The organism is Paracoccus sp. IB05 (genome assembly GCF_016405985.1).
In the GTDB taxonomy this organism is placed as follows: Bacteria; Pseudomonadota; Alphaproteobacteria; order Rhodobacterales; family Rhodobacteraceae; genus Pseudogemmobacter.
Window position 1 is genome coordinate 74,386 of record NZ_JAEFCF010000013.1, and the last position, 20,769, is coordinate 95,154.

At 63.5% G+C, this 20,769-nt stretch carries 13 protein-coding genes; 6 read left to right on the forward strand and 7 right to left on the reverse strand.

Translation table 11 applies throughout. The features are described from left to right. Positions 1 to 8: 8 nt before the first annotated feature. Positions 9 to 419 carry a MerR family DNA-binding transcriptional regulator gene (locus tag JC607_RS10760; protein ID WP_198836920.1) on the reverse strand — a complete coding sequence of 137 codons (411 nt, stop codon included), beginning with the start codon at positions 417 to 419 and terminating at the stop codon, positions 9 to 11. Positions 420 to 649: 230 nt separating this feature from the next. Beyond that, positions 650 to 2,899: a response regulator gene (locus tag JC607_RS10765; protein WP_233092851.1), complete on the reverse strand. Its 2,250-nt coding sequence runs from the start codon at positions 2,897 to 2,899 to the stop codon at positions 650 to 652. A gap of 1,139 nt (positions 2,900 to 4,038) precedes the next feature. On the opposite strand from JC607_RS10765, the gene JC607_RS10770 reads away from it, so the two are divergent. Together JC607_RS10770 and pbpC are read left to right on the forward strand one after the other, a co-directional pair. Further along, positions 4,039 to 9,474 carry an alpha-2-macroglobulin family protein gene (locus tag JC607_RS10770; RefSeq protein WP_370584787.1) on the forward strand — a complete coding sequence of 1,812 codons (5,436 nt, stop codon included), beginning with the start codon at positions 4,039 to 4,041 and terminating at the stop codon, positions 9,472 to 9,474. Positions 9,475 to 9,478: 4 nt separating this feature from the next. Further along, entirely contained in the window at positions 9,479 to 11,530 is a 2,052-nt protein-coding gene (gene pbpC / locus JC607_RS10775; protein WP_198836923.1) for a penicillin-binding protein 1C, read from the forward strand. 373 nt (positions 11,531 to 11,903) lie between these two features. On the opposite strand, the gene JC607_RS10780 is transcribed toward pbpC, so the two are convergent. Next, positions 11,904 to 12,641: a metallophosphoesterase gene (locus JC607_RS10780; RefSeq protein WP_198836924.1), complete on the reverse strand. Its 738-nt coding sequence runs from the start codon at positions 12,639 to 12,641 to the stop codon at positions 11,904 to 11,906. 185 nt (positions 12,642 to 12,826) lie between these two features. Here JC607_RS10780 and gndA point away from each other — a divergent pair, with 185 nt between their 5' ends. Then, complete coding sequence (gndA, locus tag JC607_RS10785; protein WP_198836925.1) at positions 12,827 to 14,236, forward strand: NADP-dependent phosphogluconate dehydrogenase; 1,410 nt, start codon at positions 12,827 to 12,829, stop codon at positions 14,234 to 14,236. Between the two features lie 102 nt (positions 14,237 to 14,338). Here the strand turns inward: gndA and serA are convergent, their stop codons facing one another. Beyond that, complete coding sequence (gene serA, locus JC607_RS10790) at positions 14,339 to 15,934, reverse strand: phosphoglycerate dehydrogenase (RefSeq protein WP_198836926.1); 1,596 nt, start codon at positions 15,932 to 15,934, stop codon at positions 14,339 to 14,341. Between the two features lie 66 nt (positions 15,935 to 16,000). Continuing rightward, entirely contained in the window at positions 16,001 to 17,155 is a 1,155-nt protein-coding gene (locus JC607_RS10795; protein WP_198836927.1) for a phosphoserine transaminase, read from the reverse strand. A 286-nt stretch (positions 17,156 to 17,441) separates the two neighbouring features. On the opposite strand from JC607_RS10795, the gene JC607_RS26015 reads away from it, so the two are divergent. Continuing rightward, positions 17,442 to 17,867 (forward strand): helix-turn-helix domain-containing protein, encoded by a 426-nt coding sequence (locus JC607_RS26015; RefSeq protein ID WP_198836928.1) that lies wholly within the window; start codon positions 17,442 to 17,444, stop codon positions 17,865 to 17,867. Positions 17,868 to 18,079: 212 nt separating this feature from the next. Continuing rightward, positions 18,080 to 18,313, forward strand: a complete 234-nt coding sequence (locus JC607_RS10805) for a hypothetical protein (RefSeq protein ID WP_198836929.1) — start codon at positions 18,080 to 18,082, stop codon at positions 18,311 to 18,313. Between the two features lie 119 nt (positions 18,314 to 18,432). Here JC607_RS10805 and JC607_RS10810 read toward each other — a convergent pair whose 3' ends face one another. Then, positions 18,433 to 19,572 carry a Fic family protein gene (locus tag JC607_RS10810; protein WP_198836930.1) on the reverse strand — a complete coding sequence of 380 codons (1,140 nt, stop codon included), beginning with the start codon at positions 19,570 to 19,572 and terminating at the stop codon, positions 18,433 to 18,435. Between the two features lie 156 nt (positions 19,573 to 19,728). Here JC607_RS10810 and JC607_RS10815 point away from each other — a divergent pair, with 156 nt between their 5' ends. Further along, positions 19,729 to 19,914 (forward strand): hypothetical protein, encoded by a 186-nt coding sequence (locus JC607_RS10815; RefSeq protein WP_198836931.1) that lies wholly within the window; start codon positions 19,729 to 19,731, stop codon positions 19,912 to 19,914. Positions 19,915 to 20,011: 97 nt separating this feature from the next. Here the strand turns inward: JC607_RS10815 and JC607_RS10820 are convergent, their stop codons facing one another. After that, on the reverse strand, positions 20,012 to 20,755 hold the full coding sequence (locus tag JC607_RS10820; protein WP_198836932.1) for a hypothetical protein: 744 nt from the start codon (positions 20,753 to 20,755) through the stop codon (positions 20,012 to 20,014). Positions 20,756 to 20,769: the final 14 nt, after the last annotated feature.

A 20,769-nucleotide genomic window follows, 5' to 3' on the forward strand; every position in this document is an offset into this window, starting at 1 on the left:
GGCAGTGGTCATTTGCCTGGCGGGGCGGCATTCTGGTTGCGGGCGGCGGCGATCAGGCCGGCACCGGTCTCCAGCTCGGCCTTCAGATCGCCTATCGCGAGGGTCAGTTCGTCGCGCTGCTGCTCCATCGCGCGCAGCCTGTCCTGGGCCAGATCCCAGGTGCGTTCCATCTGCGCGAGGTTCGAGCCGTCGCGGGCATAGAGGTTCAGGACCTGACGGATATCTTCCAGCGAGAAGCCAAAGCGTTTGCCACGCAGGATGATGGTCAACCGTGCCCTTTCGCGCCTGGTGTAGAGCCGTTGCGACCCGATGCGGACCGGCGAAAGCAGCTCCTTCGCCTCGTAAAAGCGCAGCGTCCTCGGGGTGACGTCAAAGGCGTCGCACATCTCGCGGATCGTCATCTGCTCGTCGTTGGGCATTGTCCTCTTTCCTGGATAGTGGCCCCGGCGGCGGACCGGTGGGTTGGTTAAGACATGTGCTGTCATCTGCGGCGATGCAATTGAGCTTACGTAAACGTCAGGATGACGTCACGTCACGCCTGCGGTATTGGCAGAGTGCTGCCTGCGAGCCGGGGCTGTCGACCCGGCGGAGCGGGCAAGAGTGACCGTCTCGGGCCGCCATCGGGGAACGCGCATTCCCGGGGCGAGGCTCAGCCCTGTCCGCCGCGCTCGGGCGGGCGGCACGCTTCGGCGGCAAAGGCCAGAACGGCAGCGCTGATCTCGGATTTGCGCAGCGGTTTCGTCAGATAGCGGTCCATGCCCGAGGCGAGAATTCCTTCCTCGTCCCCCTCCATCGCATGCGCGGTCAGCGCAATGATCGGAACCGGCTTCAGCCCGCGTGCCGCCTCGCTTTCGCGGATCGCCCGTGTGGCTTCGCGCCCGTCCATCACAGGCATCGAGATATCCATGAAGATCAGATCGGGCTTGTAGCTTTCCCATTCCGCCAGCGCCTCAAGGCCATTTCCGGCGAAGCGCAGCTCGATATCGAGGGAGCGCAGCATTTTCTGCAAGACCAGCTGATTGGTCCTGTTGTCTTCGGCGGCAAGAATGCGCATGGCCCGCTGGCTCTGCGCGGCAGGGGGTGGGGCCTCGGGCAGGGTGGATTCAGGCGCAACCGGCAGCGTCAGGCTGGTCAGCAATCGATAAAGCTCCGCCCGGAGCACCGGCTTTTGCAAGATCGCATCGACCGCCTCGCCGCCCGCCTCCCGCGCGGCCAGCGGACTGGAGGAGAGCAATACCAGCGGCTTGTCATAACCGGCCTCGCGCAGCTTTTTGGCAAGGACTGCCCCGTCCATGCCCGGCATTTCGTGACCGGCCAGCACGACATCCGGGACCATCCCGCCAGTGACATGATCCAGCGCGTCCTGACCCGAACGGAAGAGCAACACCTCTGCCCCACAGGCGGCGAGCTGGCGTTCGAGGATGGTGCGGTTGATGAACTGGTCCTCCACCACCAGCGCTTTTCCGATCAGGACGGGCAACCGCTCGGCCCCGCTATCCTCGGCCAAAGGCAGGGCGAGCCGGAAGCCGAAGACCGAGCCTTTGCCATATTCGCTGTCGACCCAGACCGCGCCCTCCATCCGCTCGATCAGGCGCCGCGTGATGGCGAGACCAAGGCCGGTGCCCTCGAATCTGCGGTTCCGGTCATCATCGACCTGGCAGAATTCGCCGAAAACATGGTCGAGCAGCCCGTCCGGAATGCCGATCCCGGTATCTTCGACCGTGACATGCAGCTGGTGGCGCCCGCCTTCGGCCTCCATGCCGACGACGCGGGTGAGCACATGGCCTTTGGCGGTGAATTTAACCGCATTGCCGATCAGATTGGTCAGCACCTGGCGCAGCCGCCCCGGATCGCCGGTGAAGCGGGTCGGCAGGAAAACATCGTAATCGATCATCAGATCGATGCCCTTTTCCCGCGCGCGGGGCTGCAGGAGCATCACCACCTCATGGATGATACGTTCAAAATCGAAATCCTCGGGGCGCAGCGTCAGCTGGCCGGCTTCGATTTTGGAATAGTCGAGGATATCGTTGATGATCACCAGAAGCGCCTCGCCCGAGGAGCGGATGGTCTCGGAAAAGAGGCGCTGCTCATCCGACAGTGCGGTGTCGCATAACAGTTCCGCCATGCCGATGACGCCATTCATCGGTGTGCGGATCTCATGGCTCATATTGGCAAGGAAGGCCGATTTCGCCCGGCTCGCGGCCTCGGCGGCGAGGCGCGCGGACTCGAGCGCCACCGCCTGTTCGCGCAGTTGCGTGATATCGACACGAAGGCCGACGCGGCCGCCATCCGGGGTCTCCTTGTCGATGGAGCGCAACCAGCGGCCGTCTTTCAGCTGATGTTCCCCTTCGGCTGCCGGGCCGCGATGTTCCGACATCCTGGCATTGACCCATTCCTCTTCGCGTCCGCACGCCTCGGGATACTCGCCCAGAGCGAGGCCGTAGCGCAGGATGTTCTCGAAAGACACGCCCGGGGTCATCATCGGGGCCGAGGTCTTGTAAATATCGCGATAGCTCTGGTTGCAGGTCACCATTCTGTCCTCGCTGTCGAAAAGTACGAACCCATCGGGAATTGCCTCGATTGCGGCCCAGATCCGCATTTGTCGGGTGATGTCGACCAGCTGGCAGAGCATTCTGCCCTGGGCGTCGGTTTGCGCGGCCAGCCGGCTCCAGCCGCCCTTGGCCAGGTGCAGCATGAGGTCCGGAGGCGGCAGAAGCGCTGCGGGCTCTGCCACCCCGAACCAGTCGGACGAGGCCTGATCGCCGGGGCGCAAGAGGCCGCTGTTCCGGGCGTGCAGCAGGACCTGGGCAAAGGTTTGGCCGGTCGTCCCGGTGCCAGTGCCGAACGCGAGATGGAAGGCGCTGTTCGCAGCCAGCAGCCGCTGTGAGGGATCGAACAAAGCGAGCCCGTCCGGCAGCGCATCCAGGGCTGGCCAATACCTTAAATCGCAGCCGGGCGGGGGAGGAGCCTCGGTCTTGCCGGTCGGGCGCGCTCTGTCTTCCTGGTCTGACCGGGCAACAAAGCCGGGGGGCGCATCGGCGAGAGGCTCTGCCGGGAGCAGGTCCGGCGCGTCAGGGAAGGGTGCTGCTGCGATCTGCGGTGCCGATGGGAATGGGGCTCCGGGGCCCGGTCTGTTGTCTCCGGGGTGGGATATGTCCGAAGCGCGTGAGCCGTTGGTCAGAAGATCGGGAACCTCTGGTACAGCTGTCAGAGCCACCGATACGCTGCGGTCGCGCGGCGATGTCTGGGCCTCACTGAGCGCGTCTTCGGTGGTTTTGCCCGGCGCACACCCCCTTGCCTCCTCTGGCCCCGGGACATCAGATTGTGCTCGGTTCCGGGGGCTGTGGATGAAGGTCACAACGGTATCCGATTTCTCGTCAGAGGCTGGTTCCGCAAGCCCTGGCCCGGTGTGCTTCCCCGCTGGGACCGGGGTGCCAGGCGGAGCGACGGCTGCCTGTTGGGTGGCTCTGGATGGTGGTGCCACGGTTGACAGGACATCGGAGGATGGCGCCGGGGCCGAAATGGCTCCGGCCTGTGTGACAGACACCGCTGGGGAAGCACCGGGGGATAGGGAGGATGCGCCGGCGGCAGCGGCAAGGGCAGCGTGGTCGGACCTTGCCACATTGGGGGAGGTCAGCCGCGGTGCCCGGACGATGCTGCGGTTCTGGCGCGCCAGCCGCTCTTCGGCGGTGGCAAGGTCGCGGGTGCGCCGCGCCAGCAGACGTTCTGCCGCCAGCCTCGCACGCCTTTCCTTTGCCAGTCGTTCTGACAGATCCATCCCCGTCATGATCCAGGAACCATGTTTTGCCGCGCCGGATCCGAGATTCTGCCCAGAAGTCCGGTATTCCGGACCACCTTCTCCGGTCAAAATGAAGCAGGAGTTAACAGGGGAGAAGTTCCTTTCTCCCGCATGCTTATTCGCGCCCGCCTGACCCGCCCGGCACTTGCCGGGGGGCCGGACGCGTGCGAAGCTGAAAGTGGCGCCATGGCGGGCGGAACGGGAGTATTGTGATGCGTAATTTCGTCAGAAGTCTATTGATGGCGGCCGCGATCGCCCTGCCCGGAATGGCTTCGGCCCAGGATCTGATCCCCGAACGGCGCTCGGTCGTGATGGTCGATTCGGATCTTGTGGGCGGCGATATCGGCTCGGTCTTCGACACGACCATCCAGGCCTGCGAGCGCGCCTGTGTCACCAATACCCAATGTGATGCCTGGACCTTCAACAGCCGCAATGGCAGCTGTTTCCTCAAATCCGATCCCGGTGCCCCCGAAAGCTTTGTCGGCGCGCAATCGGCCTGGGTGGTCGCAGCGGCGCCAGGCGCGCAGGCCCGGGCAAAAGAGCGGCGTGCCGAGCTGAGCTTCCTGCCGGATGACGAATTCACCACCGCGTTCAATCTTGCCACCGGGATTGGCCGGACCCATCCGACCGGTGACCAGAGCGCCGATGATCTGCTGCGCGAGGCGGCAGGAGATGAAGCGCGGTCCAGCTTTACCGCAGCGGTCGACAAGACCGGCGCGGCGCTTGCCATCATCGATGATGCCGACACATGGGCGGAATATGCCCGTCGCGCCAAAGCCGCAGCGAATCAGCAGAATACGAGCGACACGGGCTGGTACAGATCCCAGGCTTTTTATGGGGCGCTGAACGCCTATCTGCGCGCCGAAAGCAAGGCGCAGCGCCATTCGATCCTCGTCTTTGCGGCGCGGCTGATGGAAGAGCGCGGCAATGGGCGCGAAATGGTGCAGGCGCTGCGCCTCGCACAATCGCTCCAGTCGCGTGATGACACCGCTGCGATGCTTGACGAGGCGATCAGCAAATACGGCTTCCGGATCGAGGAGCATCAGGTCGAAGCTGATCTGGCCCGTCCGCGCATCTGCGCCGTCTTTACCGAAGACCTGAAACCTGTCGATGTCGATTACGGCGATTATGTGCGCCTGCCCGCCGGCGGCACTGCGGTGGAACTTGCCGATCAGCGCCGGCTTTGCGTCACCGGTCTGAGCCATGGCGAACGCTATACGCTGACCTTCCGCGAGGGTCTGCCGTCGGCTGACGGTCAGACGCTGGCCAGGGATATCGAAATCAATGCCTATGTCGGCGACCGCACGGCGGCTGTGCGCTTCCCCGGGCGCGGCTATGTGCTGCCGAAATCGGGCGATGCGGCGCTGCCGGTCGAAACCGTCAATCTCGACACGCTGGAATTGCAGCTCTACCGCGTCAGCGACCGCAATATGCTGCGTGCCATCCAGAACGACTATTTCGGCACGCCGATCAACAATTACTCGGAATGGTCCTTCACCGACGAAATCGGTGAGATGGTCTGGGAAGGCAGCGCCTCGATGAAGATCGAGGTGAACAAGGATGTCACCACCCGTCTGCCGATGGCCGAGGCGCTGCAGGGCCGCGAGGCCGGGATCTATGCGCTGCGCGCCGCGATGCCGGGCAAAGACCCCTATGATTTCGCACCGGCCTGGCAATGGTTCGTGGTCTCGGATCTGGGCATTACCAGCATGACCGGTGTCGACGGGCTGCATGTGTTCGTGCGCAGCCTCGGGACGGCGGGCGCCAAAGAAGGCGTGAAGGTACAGCTTCTGAACCGGGCGAATACGCCCCTGGCCGAGACCCTGACCGATGCCCAGGGCTATGCCATGTTCGAACCTGGCCTGATGCGCGGCACCGGCAGCGCGGCCCCGGCTTTGCTTGTGGTGACCGAAGGCGAGAATGATATTTCGTTCCTCTCGCTGACCGATCCGGAATTCGATCTGTCGGACCGGGGCGTCGAGGGCCGTGAGGCCGCGCCGCCGGTTGATGTTTTCCTGACCACCGACCGCGGCGCTTACCGCGCGGGCGAAACCGTCTATGCCACCGCCATTGCACGCGATCCGAAAGCCGAGGCTGTGACCGGCCTGCCGCTGACCGCGATCCTGACCCGTCCCGATGGTGTCGAATATTCCCGCAGCCTGATCTCGGATCAGGGCGCGGGCGGCTATGTTTTCCAGCTGCCGGTTGCCGGCACGGCGCCGCGCGGCACCTGGTCGCTGGCGATCTTTGCCGATACCAAAGCGGAAGCGCTGGTGTCGAAAACCTTCCTCGTCGAGGATTTCCTGCCCGAGCGCATCGATTTCACCCTCGATGCCGGCGAGACCGATCTGTCGCTGGCAGATCCCTGGATGAATATCGACCTGACCGCGAAATACCTCTTCGGGGCGCCTGCCTCGGGGATGGAGATCGAGGGCGAGATCTATCTGCGCGCGGCCCAGGGGCTGAAATCCTGGCCGGGCTATGTCTTCGGCCGCTATGATCAGCCCTTCGACTCGCGGATGGACAGCTACCAGAGCGGCACGACCGATGACGAGGGCAAGGCGCGGCTCGACCTGGCACTTCCCGGCGCCGAGGGGCTGGAAGCCGACCGCCCGCTGACCGCAACCGCCGTGGTGCGGGTTGCCGAAGGCTCGGGCCGTCCGGTGGAGCGCCGCGTCGAGAAAAGCGTGACCCCCGCCGCGGCAATGATCGGCATCAAGCCGCAATTCGACGGCGTGGTCGGGCAGGGATCCGAGGCGGGCTTCCTGCTGCAAGGCATTGGCCCCGATCAGAAACCGGCGCCGATGGAGGTCAAATGGACCCTCACCCGGCTGGAGAATGACTGGCAGTGGTATCAGAGCTATGGCAGCTGGTACTGGGAGCCGGTGAGCACCCGCAGCCATGTGTCTGAGGGTTCGGCCACGCTGGGCGGCAGCGATCCGGTGGCAATTTCCCTGCCGGTGAACTGGGGCGAATATGAGCTGAAAGTGGAACGGATCGACGGCGAGACCGCCGTGAGTTCCATGAGCTTCTGGTCGGGCTGGTATGCGCCCGCCGATGTGTCCTCGACGCCCGACACGCTGGAACTGTCGCTGGACAAACCCGCTTATAAATCGGGCGAGACCGCGCAATTGCGGATCGTGCCGCGCGCCGCAGGCACTGCGCTGATCACCGTGCTCTCGAACCGCCTTGTGCATATGGAAGCGGTCGAGGTGAAGGAAGGCGAGAACCTGATCCCGCTGAACGTGACCGATGAATGGGGTGCCGGCGTCTATGTCACCGCCTCGGTGCTGCGTCCGATGGATGTGGCGGCGGGACGGGTGCCGTCGCGCGCGCTTGGCCTGTCTTACGCCTCGGTCGATCCGGGCAAACGGGCGCTGACCACCACGATCGAGATGGCGGATGAGGTCGATCCGCGCGGCCCGCTGGATGTTGCGGTCAAGGTCGAGGGTGTTGAGCCCGGCGAGACGGCCTATGTCACCATCGCCGCCGTCGATGAGGGCATTCTGAACCTCACCGGCTTCAAGGCGCCGGATCCGCAGGGCTATTATTTCGGCCAGCGCAAGCTCGGCATCGGCATCCGGGACGTCTATGGCCGTCTGATCGACGGGCTGAACGGGGCCGAGGGCGAGGTGCGTTCGGGGGGCGATGCGGGCGCGCAGGCGCGGCTGCAGACCCCGCCTCCGACCGAAGAACTGGTGGCCTATTTCACCGGCCCGGTCGAAGTCGGCGCCGATGGCTATGCCCGCACGAGTTTTACCCTGCCGTCTTTCAACGGATCGGTGAAGGTGATGGCGGTGGCCTGGTCGAAGACCGGCGTGGGCCAGGCCGATAAGAATGTCCTGGTGCGTGACCCGGTTGTGGTGACCGCTTCGGTGCCGCGCTTCATGGCGCCTGGCGATACAAGCCGGCTCTTGCTTGAGATTGTTCATGCGACCGGCCCCTCGGGCGAGATGAAGCTCGCCGTGACCTCGGACGATCTGACGCTTGGCGAAGTGCCTGCGACCCTGACCCTTGCCGATAAGGGCAAGGCGGAATTCAGCGTCGATGTGATCGCGGGCGGGGTTGGCCTCTCGGAAATCCGGGTCGCCCTGACCACGCCGGATGGCAAGGAACTGATCAAGGATCTGAAACTGCCGATCCAGGTCAATGACCCGGAGATCGCAAAAATCTCGCGCTTTGATCTGAAAGCGGGCGAGACCTTCACCTTCGACGAGGCGGTCTTTGCCGATATGGTGCGCGGGACCGGCAAATCGGTCATGGCCATCGGCCCGCTGGCGCGGCTGAATGCGCCGGGGCTTCTGGCTTCGCTGGACCGTTATCCCTATGGCTGCACCGAGCAGATGACATCGCGCGCCATGCCGCTGATCTACTTTGATCAGGTGGCGCGGGTTATGGATCTGAAACATGCCGCAGATATCCAGAAACGGATCGACGAGGCGGTGGCAGAGATCCTGATGAACCAGGGCTCGGGCGGCGGTTTTGGCCTCTGGGGGCCGTCCTCGGGGGATCTGTGGCTGGACAGCTATGTCACCGATTTCCTCAGCCGGGCGCGGGCCCAGGGCTATGCGGTGCCGGATCAGGCCTTCCGCAATGCGCTGACCAATCTGCGCAATCGCGTGAATTACGCGTCGAATTTCGACGCCAATACCCAGGGCGGTGGCACCGATCTGGCCTATGCGCTGATGGTTCTGGCGCGTGAAGGGGCGGCGGCGATCGGCGATCTGCGTTACTATGCCGATGTGAAGGGCGATGATTTCGCCACGCCGCTGGCCCAGGCGCAGCTTGGTGCGGCGCTGGCCTCTTACGGCGACCAGACCCGGGCCGATGCGATGTTCCGCAAGGCGGGCGCGCGCATCCTCGCGCTGCCCTCGGATACGGCGACCCAGGTGCTGCGCGCCGATTACGGCACCAATTACCGTGACACGGCAGCGATCCTGACCCTCGCGGTCGAGGCTGGCAGCACCGCGATTGACCGGGAGGAACTGGTCAACCGTATCGCCATCGCGCCGCGCTATCTTTCGACCCAGGAAGCGACCTGGGCCTTGATGGCGACAAACGCGCTGATCGACGCGCCGGATGTCTCGGGCGTCACGCTTGACGGCAAACCGGCCGAAGGGCCGCTGGTCAAAGTGATCCAGGACGGCGCCGCGCCTGTCGTGGTCAAAAACGAAGGGCGTGACACCTATCTCACCGTCACCACTTTCGGCGTGCCGTCAGAGCCTGAACCCGCCGGCGGCAATGGCTATACGATCACCCGCAGCTACTACACTCTTGATGGCAAAGCGGTGGAACTGGACAAGGTCGTGACCGGCAATCGCTATGTGGTCGAGCTGGAAGTGACGCCCTGGGATTATTCGGATGGCCGCCTGATCCTTGCCGATCCGCTGCCCGCAGGTTTCGAGATCGACAACCCGAACCTGATTTCGGGCGGCGATACCTCGCAGCTGAGCTGGCTGAATGTGCTGGGCCAGACCGCGCATTCCGAATTCCGCCAGGACCGTTTCATCACCCAGGTGGACTGGTCGTCGCGCGATGCCTTCCGTGTGGCCTATATTGTGCGGGCGATCAGCCCCGGCAATTACCACCATCCGGCGGCCTCGGTCGAAGATATGTATCGGCCTGACTTCCGCGCCCGCACCGACAGTGGCCGGCTGACGGTCAACGCCGAGTAACAACATGCGCGCGCGCTGGATCTTTGCGCTTGCGGCGGGCCTCTGGCTCGCCGCGGGTTCCCGCGATGCCTTTGACGGCTGGATCGATGCGACCGTGCTGCCGCCGCTGGCGCTGGCCACCTCGGTCGAAGTCAAGGACCGCGATGGCGATTTGCTCAGGGCCTATACCGTGTCGGACGGGCGCTGGCGGCTGAAGGTCGATCTGGCTGCGGTCGATCCGCGCTATATCGACATGCTGCTGAATTACGAGGACCGCCGGTTCCGCGATCATTCCGGCGTTGATCTCCAGGCGCTGGCACGGGCGGTTTTGCAGGCCGCGCGGTCTGGCCGCGTTGTTTCGGGCGGCTCGACCCTGACGATGCAGGTGGCGCGGCTGCTGGAGGAAGGCACCACCGGCCAGGTTGGCGGCAAACTGCGCCAGATGCGGGTCGCACTGAAACTGGAGCGCGAGCTTTCCAAGGACGAGATCCTGTCGCTCTATCTGCTGCTTGCGCCTTTCGGGGGCAATCTCGAAGGGGTGCGGGCGGCGTCGCTGTCTTACTTCGGCAAGGAGCCGACCCGCCTGACCCCGGCAGAGGCGGCCCTGCTGGTTGCGATCCCGCAAAGCCCGGAAAGCCGCCGCCCTGACCGCGCAGCCGACCGTGCCGAGGCCGCGCGCGACCGGGTGCTGGACCGCGCGGTGCGCTTCGGGCTGATCGAGGAGGAAGAGGCCCGGGCCGCCCTGACCGAAGCCGTGCCGGGGATCCGCAAGCCTTTCCCGGCCTTCGCCCCGCATCTTGCCGACCGGGCCCGGACCGCAGATCCGACGCTGGGCGAGCATATCCTGACCATCGACAAGGATCTGCAAAAGCGGCTTGAGACCCTTGCGGCGGAAACCGTTCGCGCGCGCGGCAGCCAGATGCAGATCGCGATCGTGGTCGCCGATCACCGTTCGGGCGAGATCCTCGCCTCGGTCGGGTCCTCGGGCCTTCAGGATGAAAAACGCCAGGGCTTTGTCGATATGACCCAGGCGCTGCGCTCTCCGGGTTCGACGCTGAAGCCGCTGGTCTATGCCCTGGCCTTTGACGAGGGCCTCGCCCATCCCGAGACGGTGATCGACGACAGGCCGATGAGTTTCGGCACTTACGCGCCGCAGAATTTCGACCGGCAGTATCGCGGCGAGGTGCGGCTGCGCGAGGCCTTGCAGCTTTCGCTGAACATCCCGGTGGTGGCGCTGACCGATGCGCTCGGCCCGGCCAAGCTGATTTCGGCGATGGGCAAGGCGGGGATGAAATACCGGATCCCCGGCGATCAGCCTGGGCTCGCGGTGAGCCTTGGCGGTGTGGGGGTGAGCCTGCAGGATCTGGTGCAGCTTTATGCCGCCCTGGCACGCGGCGGGGTGGCGCTGCCGCTGGTCTGGCGTCTTGACGGCGAACGAGGCGAGGGCGCCCGCGTGGTCTCGACCGTCGCGGCCTGGCAGGTGGGGGATATCCTCGCAGGCCTGGCGCCGCCGCCTGGCGCGCCGGCGAACCGGCTGGCCTATAAGACCGGCACTTCCTACGGCCACCGGGATGCCTGGGCGGTCGGCTATGACGGGCAACATGTGATCGGGGTCTGGATGGGGCGCGCCGATGGCACGCCGGTGCCGGGCGCCTTTGGTGCCGATGTGGCGGCCCCGGTGCTGTTCCAGGCCTTTTCACGGCTGAAAACGGCGCTGGCCCCGCAACCGCCCGCGCCAGCGGCGACTTTGCTGGTCGCGAACCGCCAGCTGCCGCCGCCCCTGCAAAGGTTCCGGCCCCGCAATGCGGCGTTTGCCGAAGTGAATGCGCCGAAAGTCGATTTCCCGCCCGATGGGGCCGAGGTGGAGCTTTTGCGCACGAGTGCGGATCAGTCAGGCCTGAAGGTGAAAGTCTCTGGCGGCACCGCGCCCTTCACCTGGCTGATCGACGGCGCGCCGATGGCCGTGGGCTCGCGGGATCGCGAGATCATCCTCGCGCTGTCCGGCACCGGATTTGTGACGCTGAGCGTCATTGATGCCGAGGGCCGCTCCGCCCGCTCAAGGGTGCGGCTCTGGTGATCCGCCCCGCCCGCGTCGGAATTTTTTAAAATTCCGGGCCGGTTTCCGGATCGGAAACCGGGCGTCAGGCCTGCTCCACCGCCAATGCGCCTGGTGATCAGTACCGTGCCATCGCCGGTCCGTTCCGGCTCGCATCGATCTGGTCAGGGGGAGCGCGCCGCTGGTGCCCACCGGATGACCAGGCGCGCCTGCAAGATCGACCTCTGCCTCGCCCGGCATCAGGCCTGCGAATCCCGCGCGACCCCCGCCTGGGCCGCCGGTCACTCTGCGCATTGCGGAAAGAATACAGATCCCGGTCATCAGGTCATGCCCCTCTCACGGGTTTTTCGCAGAGTGGCATGAAGCCCGGGCGGTGACAGGCGGAATACCGGATTCAGGCGCTCTCTGGCCGCAGCGGCACCCGACCCTGATCGGTCAGCAAAAACACCTCGCGCCCGTCAATCGCAATGGCGGTGAGCGGCCCGCCATAGGCGGCGGAGCTGTCGATATTCACCCGGTTGCCGTAATGTCTGGCCTGGTCCAGCGCCGTATGACCATGGACGATCAGCGGCCCGTGATCGCGGTTGTCGTCGAGAAAGCCCTTGCGGATCCAGACGAGATCATCCTCGGCCTGATCCTCCAGCGCAATTCCGGGCCGGATGCCGGCATGAACAAAGAACACATCCCCACGGCGAAGCGAAGTCGGGCGGCTTTCCAGAAAGGCCAGATGTGCGGGGTCGACGCTGTCGACCGCCTCGCGATGCACCGGATCGATCGGGCGATCTCCGGCGGCACGGATGCCGTAAGAGCGCAGCGTCTCAGCCCCGCCAACCGCCGGATGCAGCCAGTTATAGGGGGTTGTCAGCGCGGGATCCGCCCACCAGGGATCATGGATGAACTGAGTGAAGAGCCGGTCGTGATTGCCCTTGAGCACCACCCAGTCCTCACCCCGTTCCATGCCGGTCTTCAGCCAGTCGATCACACCACGGCTGTCCGGCCCGCGATCCTCAAGATCGCCCAGATGCACCACCGGTGCCGGACCGTGCTGCGCGATATCCTTCGCGATCCGCTCATGGGCGCGTTTCAGAAGGTCAAGATGGCCATGTATATCGCCGATTGCATAGCTGCGCATGGGGGGCTCCTGCATCCGTTCCGCATGCCCGGCATTGCCGCAGGCTGCGGGATCGGGCAAGGCTTAGGCCGACAGCCCTCTCGCCGCAAGCCAATCCTGACCTGCACCGACAAAGATCCGCAGGGAGTGTTTGCGCTAACACGGTGCGGCAGCTAAACGGGGGCAAATCAGTTCAGGAGGCTCAGATGGCGCTTGCAGAAATCGGTCTGGTCGGGCTCGGGGTGATGGGCGCGGCCCTCGCTCTCAATATCGCGGAAAAGGGACATCGGATCGCGGTCTGGAACCGCAGCCATGATGTGACGCAGAAATTTCATGCAGAGGCCGGGGATCTGGCCGCGCGTCTCACCCCGGCCGAGACGCTGGAAGATCTGGTGGCAGCGATTGCCGTGCCGCGCGCGATCATCCTGATGGTGCCGGCGGGCGATGCGGTGGATCAGATGATCGCGGCGCTCCGGCCGTTGATGGGGCCCGATGATCTGATCATCGACGCCGGCAACGCCAATTTCCACGATACCGAACGCCGCGCCGCCGAGGCGGTCGCGCAGGGGGTGCCCTTTATCGGCATGGGGGTCTCGGGCGGCGAAGAGGGCGCCCGTCACGGCCCGGCGATCATGGGCGGGGGGCCGCGCGCCGCCTGGGACCGTGTCGCCCCGATCATGGAGGCGATTTCGGCGAAACATGACGGCACGCCATGCGCGACCTGGATGGGGCCGGGCGGAGCGGGGCATTTCGTGAAAACCGTCCATAACGGCATCGAATATGCCGATATGCAAATGATTGCCGAGGTTTACGGCCTCATGCGCGATGGGATGGATATGGCCGCCCCCGGCATTGCCGCCGTGTTCGAAGCCTGGAATGAAGGCGCACTGCGCTCTTACCTGATCGAGATCTCGGGCAAGGTCGCCCGCGCGACCGATCCGGAAACCGGAAGCGCCATGCTCGACGTGATCCTCGACGCCGCCGGCCAGAAAGGCACTGGCCGCTGGACCGCGATCGAGGCGCAGCATCTCAGCGCGCCTGTCCCGGTGATCGAGGCCGCCGTGATGGCACGCAATGTCTCGGCGCGGCGTGACGAACGTCAGGCGGGCGAGGCTGTCTTCGGCGCCGGTCCGCAGCCGCTCGGGGGCGGGCTCAGCCTGAAAGACCTCGAAGGCGCACTGATCGCGGGCAAGATCCTGTGTTACGCCCAGGGCTTCACCATGCTGGACGCGGCTTCGAAAACCTGGAACTGGGGCGTGCCGCTGCCGGAATGTGCGAAAGTGTGGCGCGAAGGCTGCATCATCCGCTCGGCGATGCTTGACCAGATGGCCCAGGCCCTGAGCGAAGACCCCGGGCGCAACCTGATCCTCGCACCGGGTTTCACCGCGCTTCTGAAACAGCATCACGAAGCTCTGCGCCGCGTGGTCGCGACCGCCGCGCTCAAGGGCCACAGCCTGCCCGCGCTTTCCGCCGGCCTCGCCTGGTTCGACCTCATGCGCACCGCGCGCGGCACCGCCAATATGCTGCAAGGCCAGCGCGACTTTTTCGGCGCCCATGGCTTTGAACGGCTCGACGGAAAACCGATCCATCACGGCCCCTGGGGCAACCATGCATAAAACAAAAAGGGGCCCGGATGGGCCCCTTTTCCTGTGACTTCCTCCTGATCGAAATACTCCGGGGGTGCGGGGGCTGGCCCCCGTCTCCCGAACCCAGCCAGATCACACCACGTCAAACACCAGTGGCTTGACCTGCTGGAACATGCCCGTCGCCTCCAGCGTATCGACCACTTTCGCGTCAATCGGCCCGTCGAGATACAGAAGCGCAATGGCATCCTCCCCCACGCTCGACCGTCCCAGCGTGAAGTTCGCGATATTGACGTTGTTCTTGCCCATGGTCATGCCGAGAAGACCGATGATCCCCGGCACGTCGTCATTGGTGGTGTAGAGCATATGCGCCCCGATCTCGGCGTCGATATTGATGCCCTTGATCTGGATGAATCGCGGCTTGCCGTCCGAGAACACTGTCCCGGCGACCGAGCGCTCGCGCTTGTCGGTCACCATCGTGACCTTGATATAGGCGTCAAACGACCCGGTCTTGTCCTGACGCGTGGTCGAGATCTGGATGCCCTTGTCCTTCGCCACGCTCGGCGCGGAGACGAGGTTCACATCCGGATTATGCGCCTTCAACACGCCCGCAATCACCGCCTGGTTCAGCGCCGGCAGGTTCATCTCCGCCACCCGGCCGTCATAGAGGATGTTCACCGCCTTCACCGGCTCATCCGTCATCTGGCCGATAAACGACCCGATATGCGAGGCAAGCCGGATCCAGGGCCCCATCACGGTGGCCTCTTCGGCGGTCACATTCGGCATGTTCAGCGCGTTCTGCACCGCACCGGTCAGCAGGTAATCCGACATCTGCTCGGCGACCTGCAGCGCGACATTCTCCTGCGCCTCGGTGGTCGAGGCCCCCAGATGCGGCGTCACAACCACATTCGGCAGGTTGAACAGCGGGCTTTCGAGTGCCGGCTCGGTTTCGAAGACGTCAAAGGCCGCGCCCGCGACATGGCCCGATTTCAACGCCTCGGCCAGCGCCGCCTCATCGACCAGACCGCCCCGCGCGCAGTTGATGATCCTGACGCCCGGCCTGGTTTTCGCGATGGTCTCGGCGTTCAGAATGCCCCGGGTCTTGTCGGTCAGCGGCACATGCAGCGTGATGAAATCGGCCCGTGCCAGCAGCTCATCCAGCTCGACCTTGGTGACACCCAGCTGCTGTGCGCGCTCTTCCGACAGGAAGGGGTCAAAGGCCACAACCTTCATCTTCAGCCCGACCGCGCGGTCGCAGACGATGCCGCCGATATTGCCGGCCCCGATCACGCCGAGGGTCTTGTTGAACAGCTCAACCCCCATGAATTTCGACTTTTCCCATTTGCCGGCATGGGTCGAAACGCTCGCCTCCGGCAGCTGACGCGCCACCGCAAACATCATCGCAATCGCATGTTCGGCGGTCGTCACCGAGTTCCCGAACGGCGTGTTCATCACGATCACGCCCTTTTTCGACGCCGCCGGAATATCGACATTGTCGACCCCGATCCCGGCGCGGCCCACCACTTTCAGCCGGGTGGCCTGGGCCAGCAGCTTTTCGGTCACTTTGGTCGCCGAACGGATCGCCAGTCCATCATATTGACCGATGATCTCGGCCAGCTTTTCCTTGTCCTTGCCAAGCTTCGGCAGGTAATCGACCTCGACGCCACGGTCGCGGAAGATCTGGACGGCAGTTTCACTCAATTCGTCGGATACGAGGACGCGGGGGGCCATTGCAGGGCTCCTTGAATTTGGGGAAATTCTGGGGGGAGGGCGCGCGGACGGCGCCCCCGAACAGGCTCAGGCAGCGACAGCCAGCGCTGCAATCTCAGCGTTGAAGGCGTATTCAACCCAGGGCATCAGCGCGCGCACATCGGCCTGTTCGACCGTCGCACCACACCAGATCCGCAGGCCCGGAGGCGCATCGCGATAGGCGCCGGCATCCAGCGCCACGCCTTCACCCTCCAGCCTTTTTGCAACATTTTTGGCGAAAGCGGCGCCATCGGTGATGCGCGGATCTGTGAATTTCACACATACGCTGGTGCAGGAGGCCGTTGCCGGATCCACCGCCAGATTGGCGATCCAGTCCTTGTCTGCGATGAAGCTTTTCACCTCATTCGCATTGGCTTCCGAACGACCGATCAGCCCTTTCAGCCCGCCAATTGTCTGCGCCCATTTCAGCGCGACCAGATAGTCTTCGACGCAGAGCATCGAGGGCGTGTTGATGGTCTCGCCGACAAAGATCCCTTCCGAGATTTTGCCCTTGGAGGTCAGGCGGAAAATCTTCGGCAAGGGCCAGGCCGGGGTATAGGTCTCCAGCCGTTCCACCGCGCGGGGCGAGAGGATCAGGACGCCATGGCCACCCTCACCGCCCAGCACTTTCTGCCAGGAGAAGGTGGTCACATCCAGCTTCGCCCAGTCCATCTCCATCGCGAAAGCCGAAGATGTGGCGTCGCAGATGGTCAGGCCCTCACGGTCGGCAGGGATCACATCGGCATTGGGGAGACGCACACCGGAAGTGGTGCCATTCCAGGTGAACACCACGTCCTTATCGAAGTCGACTTCGGCAAAATCAACGATCTCGCCATAAGGCGCCTTGCGCACAGTGGCGTCGAGTTTCAGCTGCCTGACCACATCGGTCACCCAGCCTTCGCCAAAGCTCTCCCAGGCGAGCATCTCAACGGGCCGCGCGCCAAGCAGCGACCAGAGCGCCATTTCCACAGCGCCGGTATCGGAAGCGGGGACGATCCCGATGCGGTAATCCGCAGGGACGCCAAGAATCTCACGGGTAAGGTCGATGGACTCTTTCAGCTTGGCCTTGCCTGCAGCGGCACGGTGCGAGCGGCCCAAAGGCGCATCAGCAAGCATATCGAGGGAGAAGCCGGGGATCTTCGCGCAGGGGCCCGAAGAAAAACGCGGATTGACCGGGCGCGCGGCCGGGGCGGTGAGTGCCATATCTGGTATCCTTGCAGATAAATGCCTCTCGTTGGGGAGAGGTGTCCCACCGCCGGGATTACTCGCACCCTGAAAATACTGCAAGAAAAAAAGGAGGCTGCGTGATCCTGCTTGCAGGTCAGTGCAAGCAGGTCCGGAACGATGCGCGAACCGCTGCGGACAAGTCGCACAAAATCCGCACAAAACGTTCCGCGCCCGTTCCTCTGGTTTCCGGGAATGCTCTCTCCTGTGAGGCTGGATTTCCTCGGGTTTCCGCCGCGCGCGCTGCAACCGGGAGGATCTCGGCATGAGCCATGTCGCTACCAACTGGGCATTCTCGCAGCGCGGCCTGAAGCCGTCTGCCAAGATCATTTTGCTTGTCCTGGCCGATTGCCACAACCCTGCCTATGGCTGCTTTCCGACGCAGGCATTTCTTGCTGATGCCTGTGAGATGAACCGCGATACCGTCAACGTGCAGCTCGCGCACCTGGAAGAGCAGGGGCTGATTCGTCGTGTTCGTTCGATTGATCCAAAGACGAAGCGCCAGCGCCCGACCCGCTACAAGCTCGGCTTCGAAGCTGATTTCGGCGGCCCGGATTGCGATACTGATGATGGCGGTGATCCGCCGCCTGCACCGCCCGGACACACAACCTGCGCGCCTCAAAATTCCGTGTCGGAAAAACCGACACAGACCCGAAAAGCCGTGTCGGAATTTCCGACACTAACCTTGTAAAGGAACCAGTAAGGGAACCTTGTGTCGGCGGCGATGCCGCACACACGCCGGATGGCTTCGAGAAGTTCTGGAAGGCTCACCCGAGGCAGAGGGATCGGAAGAGGGCTGAGAAGCTGTTCGCTCAGGCGGTAGGCGCTGGCAACCATCCTGACGTGATCGCGCAGGCAGCAGAGCGCTATCGGGCAGAGAACGCAGGGAACAAGGCTCAGTATGTGGCCTATGCGGATAACTGGCTCGATCAGCGCCGCTGGGAGGACTACAAGGCAGATACCCCAGTGGCCGCGCGCTCGGACGCCGTGCGCGATGCGGCGGCGTTCTGGGCCAAGAAGGTGAAGGCTGGGGCCTATATCCCTCCGACCGGGATCAGCGCCGAAGTGGCGGCTTGCATGATCCGGGGTGGATTGGTGCATGAGCAGGACCTTTTGCGCGCCGGGCTGCGGATCTGATGGCGCGGGTCCTTCCTGGATGGGGTTCGCACGCGGGTAATTCGCACCCCGATCCGGGGGCGTTATCGCCGGAAGTTCAGATCAGAAAAGTAGTGGTTGTTGTTGGGGTTCGGCGTGGCTCAATCAAGGAACAGCGAAACGTAGGGGTCATAGCGGAAGATCCGGTTACGCTTGTTCCCGGTTGTCTCGACGATCAACCCCAGCCCTTCCAGTTTTTCAGTCAGGGTATTTGCCGCCTGCGATGACACCTGGAGCAGCTTTTGCACCGTTGCCACCTTGAAATAGGGTCGATTATACATTGTCTCCAACAGTTTCAGGCCGTTGCCCGCGCCCTTTCCCAGCGTCTGTATGATCGCCTGGCGGTGGCTCTCACGCATCTGGACGATCTTGCGGGCTGTTGTGCTGGCTTCGTTCGCCACCTCGCCTACGCCGCGCAGAAAGAACTTCAGCCAAGGCTCCCATGCACCCTCGTCGCGCACCGCCTGCAACAGATCGTAATACCTCATCCTGTTCTGCTTGAGGTAATGCGACAGATAGAGCACGGGCTTCGTCAGCACCTCCTGCTCACACAGGCAGAACGTGATCAGAAGACGCCCCATGCGCCCATTGCCGTCAAGAAACGGGTGCAGGGTCTCGAAATGGGCATGTATCAGGCCCAGCCGGATCAGCAGTGGCAGATCATCATTTGCGTGAAGATACCGTTCGAACTCGGACAGTAGTCCCGGCAGCTCGGACGGTGGCGGTGGCACGAAGGTTGCCGAGTTGAGAGACACGCCTGCGGACCCGATCCAGTTCTGGGTGCGACGAAACTCCCCGGGTGTGGCATGTTGGCCCCTTACCCCGTCCATAAGATGGGCATGGATTTCGCGGATCAGCCGAAGCGACATCGGCAGTTCTTTCAGCCGTTCCAGGCCGTAATTCACCGCCTCGACATAGTTCAGGATCTCGGATGTGTCGTCAGGCCGGAGCGGATCAAAGATCTGGGCCTCGACCTCCAGCACATCGCCCAGCGAGGCTTGGGTGCCTTCGATCTGCGACGAGAGCACGGCTTCCTTGCGGACATACATGAAGACGAACAATTCGGGGTTCGGCAGTGCTTCTATGGAGCCATCCAGCCGACCGACGGCCCGATCAGCCTTTGACAGCAGTGTGCGCAGCTCGTCATCAAACTCGACCGGCGGGGACGGGGGAAGGTTTTTGGGTATGAAGGCTTTGTAGCCTTCAAGCTGCTGAACGTATGTGCCGCTTCTGCCGACCATTCTCGTGCACCGATTTTGGTGGAAAATTCCACAATCAAGGAAACGCACTTATGCACTGCGAATGCGCTGCATAGTCAAGCAGCAATTGATTATGGATCAACTGCTCCGCCCATGTGTAACTATGCTTGAGTTGCGGTTCACGGCAGTGAAATCGTCTTGGGCGCACTCCGGGAAGCGCCTCTGGGCACGAAATTGCCCTGCAGTCGCCGGGCCGAATGTGACCGTGGCTACGCTGAGGCCGGGCTGACCGCTTCGGTCCCCCGCTATTACTGGCTGCGCGCCCGCGACAGCCTTGGCAATGCTTCGGCCTGGTCGGCCGTCGCCACCGCAACCACCACCTGACCGATGGGGGGAATAACTGGCCTCTTAGCCACTGTGTACCACACAAGCTTTACTGGCCAGCCGATCCTTTCTGCGGCATCTTGCGCGGCTGAAGAGATCACTCAGCTATCTTCTGGGGCGAGAAACCCATTTTCAGAGGCTCGACAGGCGGGAGTTCATTGCGGTTATCAGCAAAGCGTCTTTGGCGTCTTTCCCGAATGTGGTTCGCGATGCGGTATCCGTCTTGAAGGAAGCTAAAATCGGCATGCCGCGTGTCACCGTGAATTGTGCCGTAACTGACCTTGCCCTTCGCCACGAGAATGCAGCGAAGGGACTCGTCAGTGTCATTTCGTGCCGCCCAGTGGATAAGTTCTGCCCCTTCCGCTTGCGTGAATGCGAGTGTTTTGGGATGCCCGGGGAAGACACTCTGCCACGTAGCCTCGTCTGACATCGAAACTGTCATGTGATCATCATAGCCATCTTCGCGATATTTGCGGACAAAGGCAGATCCTGACACCTTGAACCAGGTTGCAGGGGTCGCACCGAAGTTCTCGACGCTCAATCGCAGGTAAAACCCCTCATTGTCTCCATTGGCTGTGGGTGTCCTCATCTTTCCAGCGTAGGCGATGTCACAGCCAGAGGCCTCCACATAGGCCCGCGTCTGATCCCGGCCTGCTGCCATCGCGACTTGAACGGCTCGGCGGCTGAACCATAAGGAGATAAGAACCCCAACAGACCCAATTGCCGAAACGATTGTCATGACCCTCGCCCAGAGCACCATAGATTCCTGGGCTTGGAGGTCGCGCCGTACAAAGTTGAATTCAATCAGGTTTTTATAAAAATCATGAAGCTGGTCTATCATTTGTTTTGCTGCGC

Coding starts and splice junctions, on each gene's coding strand:
- JC607_RS10820 (WP_198836932.1), bottom strand. CDS start 20,755: ATGATAGACCAGCTTCATGATTTTTATAAAAACCTGATTGAATTCAAC.
- gndA (WP_198836925.1), top strand. CDS start 12,827: ATGGCGCTTGCAGAAATCGGTCTGGTCGGGCTCGGGGTGATGGGCGCG.
- JC607_RS10770 (WP_370584787.1), top strand. CDS start 4,039: ATGGCGGCCGCGATCGCCCTGCCCGGAATGGCTTCGGCCCAGGATCTG.
- JC607_RS26015 (WP_198836928.1), top strand. CDS start 17,442: ATGAGCCATGTCGCTACCAACTGGGCATTCTCGCAGCGCGGCCTGAAG.
- JC607_RS10810 (WP_198836930.1), bottom strand. CDS start 19,572: ATGGTCGGCAGAAGCGGCACATACGTTCAGCAGCTTGAAGGCTACAAA.
- JC607_RS10795 (WP_198836927.1), bottom strand. CDS start 17,155: ATGGCACTCACCGCCCCGGCCGCGCGCCCGGTCAATCCGCGTTTTTCT.
- JC607_RS10760 (WP_198836920.1), bottom strand. CDS start 419: ATGCCCAACGACGAGCAGATGACGATCCGCGAGATGTGCGACGCCTTT.
- serA (WP_198836926.1), bottom strand. CDS start 15,934: ATGGCCCCCCGCGTCCTCGTATCCGACGAATTGAGTGAAACTGCCGTC.
- JC607_RS10780 (WP_198836924.1), bottom strand. CDS start 12,641: ATGCGCAGCTATGCAATCGGCGATATACATGGCCATCTTGACCTTCTG.
- pbpC (WP_198836923.1), top strand. CDS start 9,479: ATGCGCGCGCGCTGGATCTTTGCGCTTGCGGCGGGCCTCTGGCTCGCC.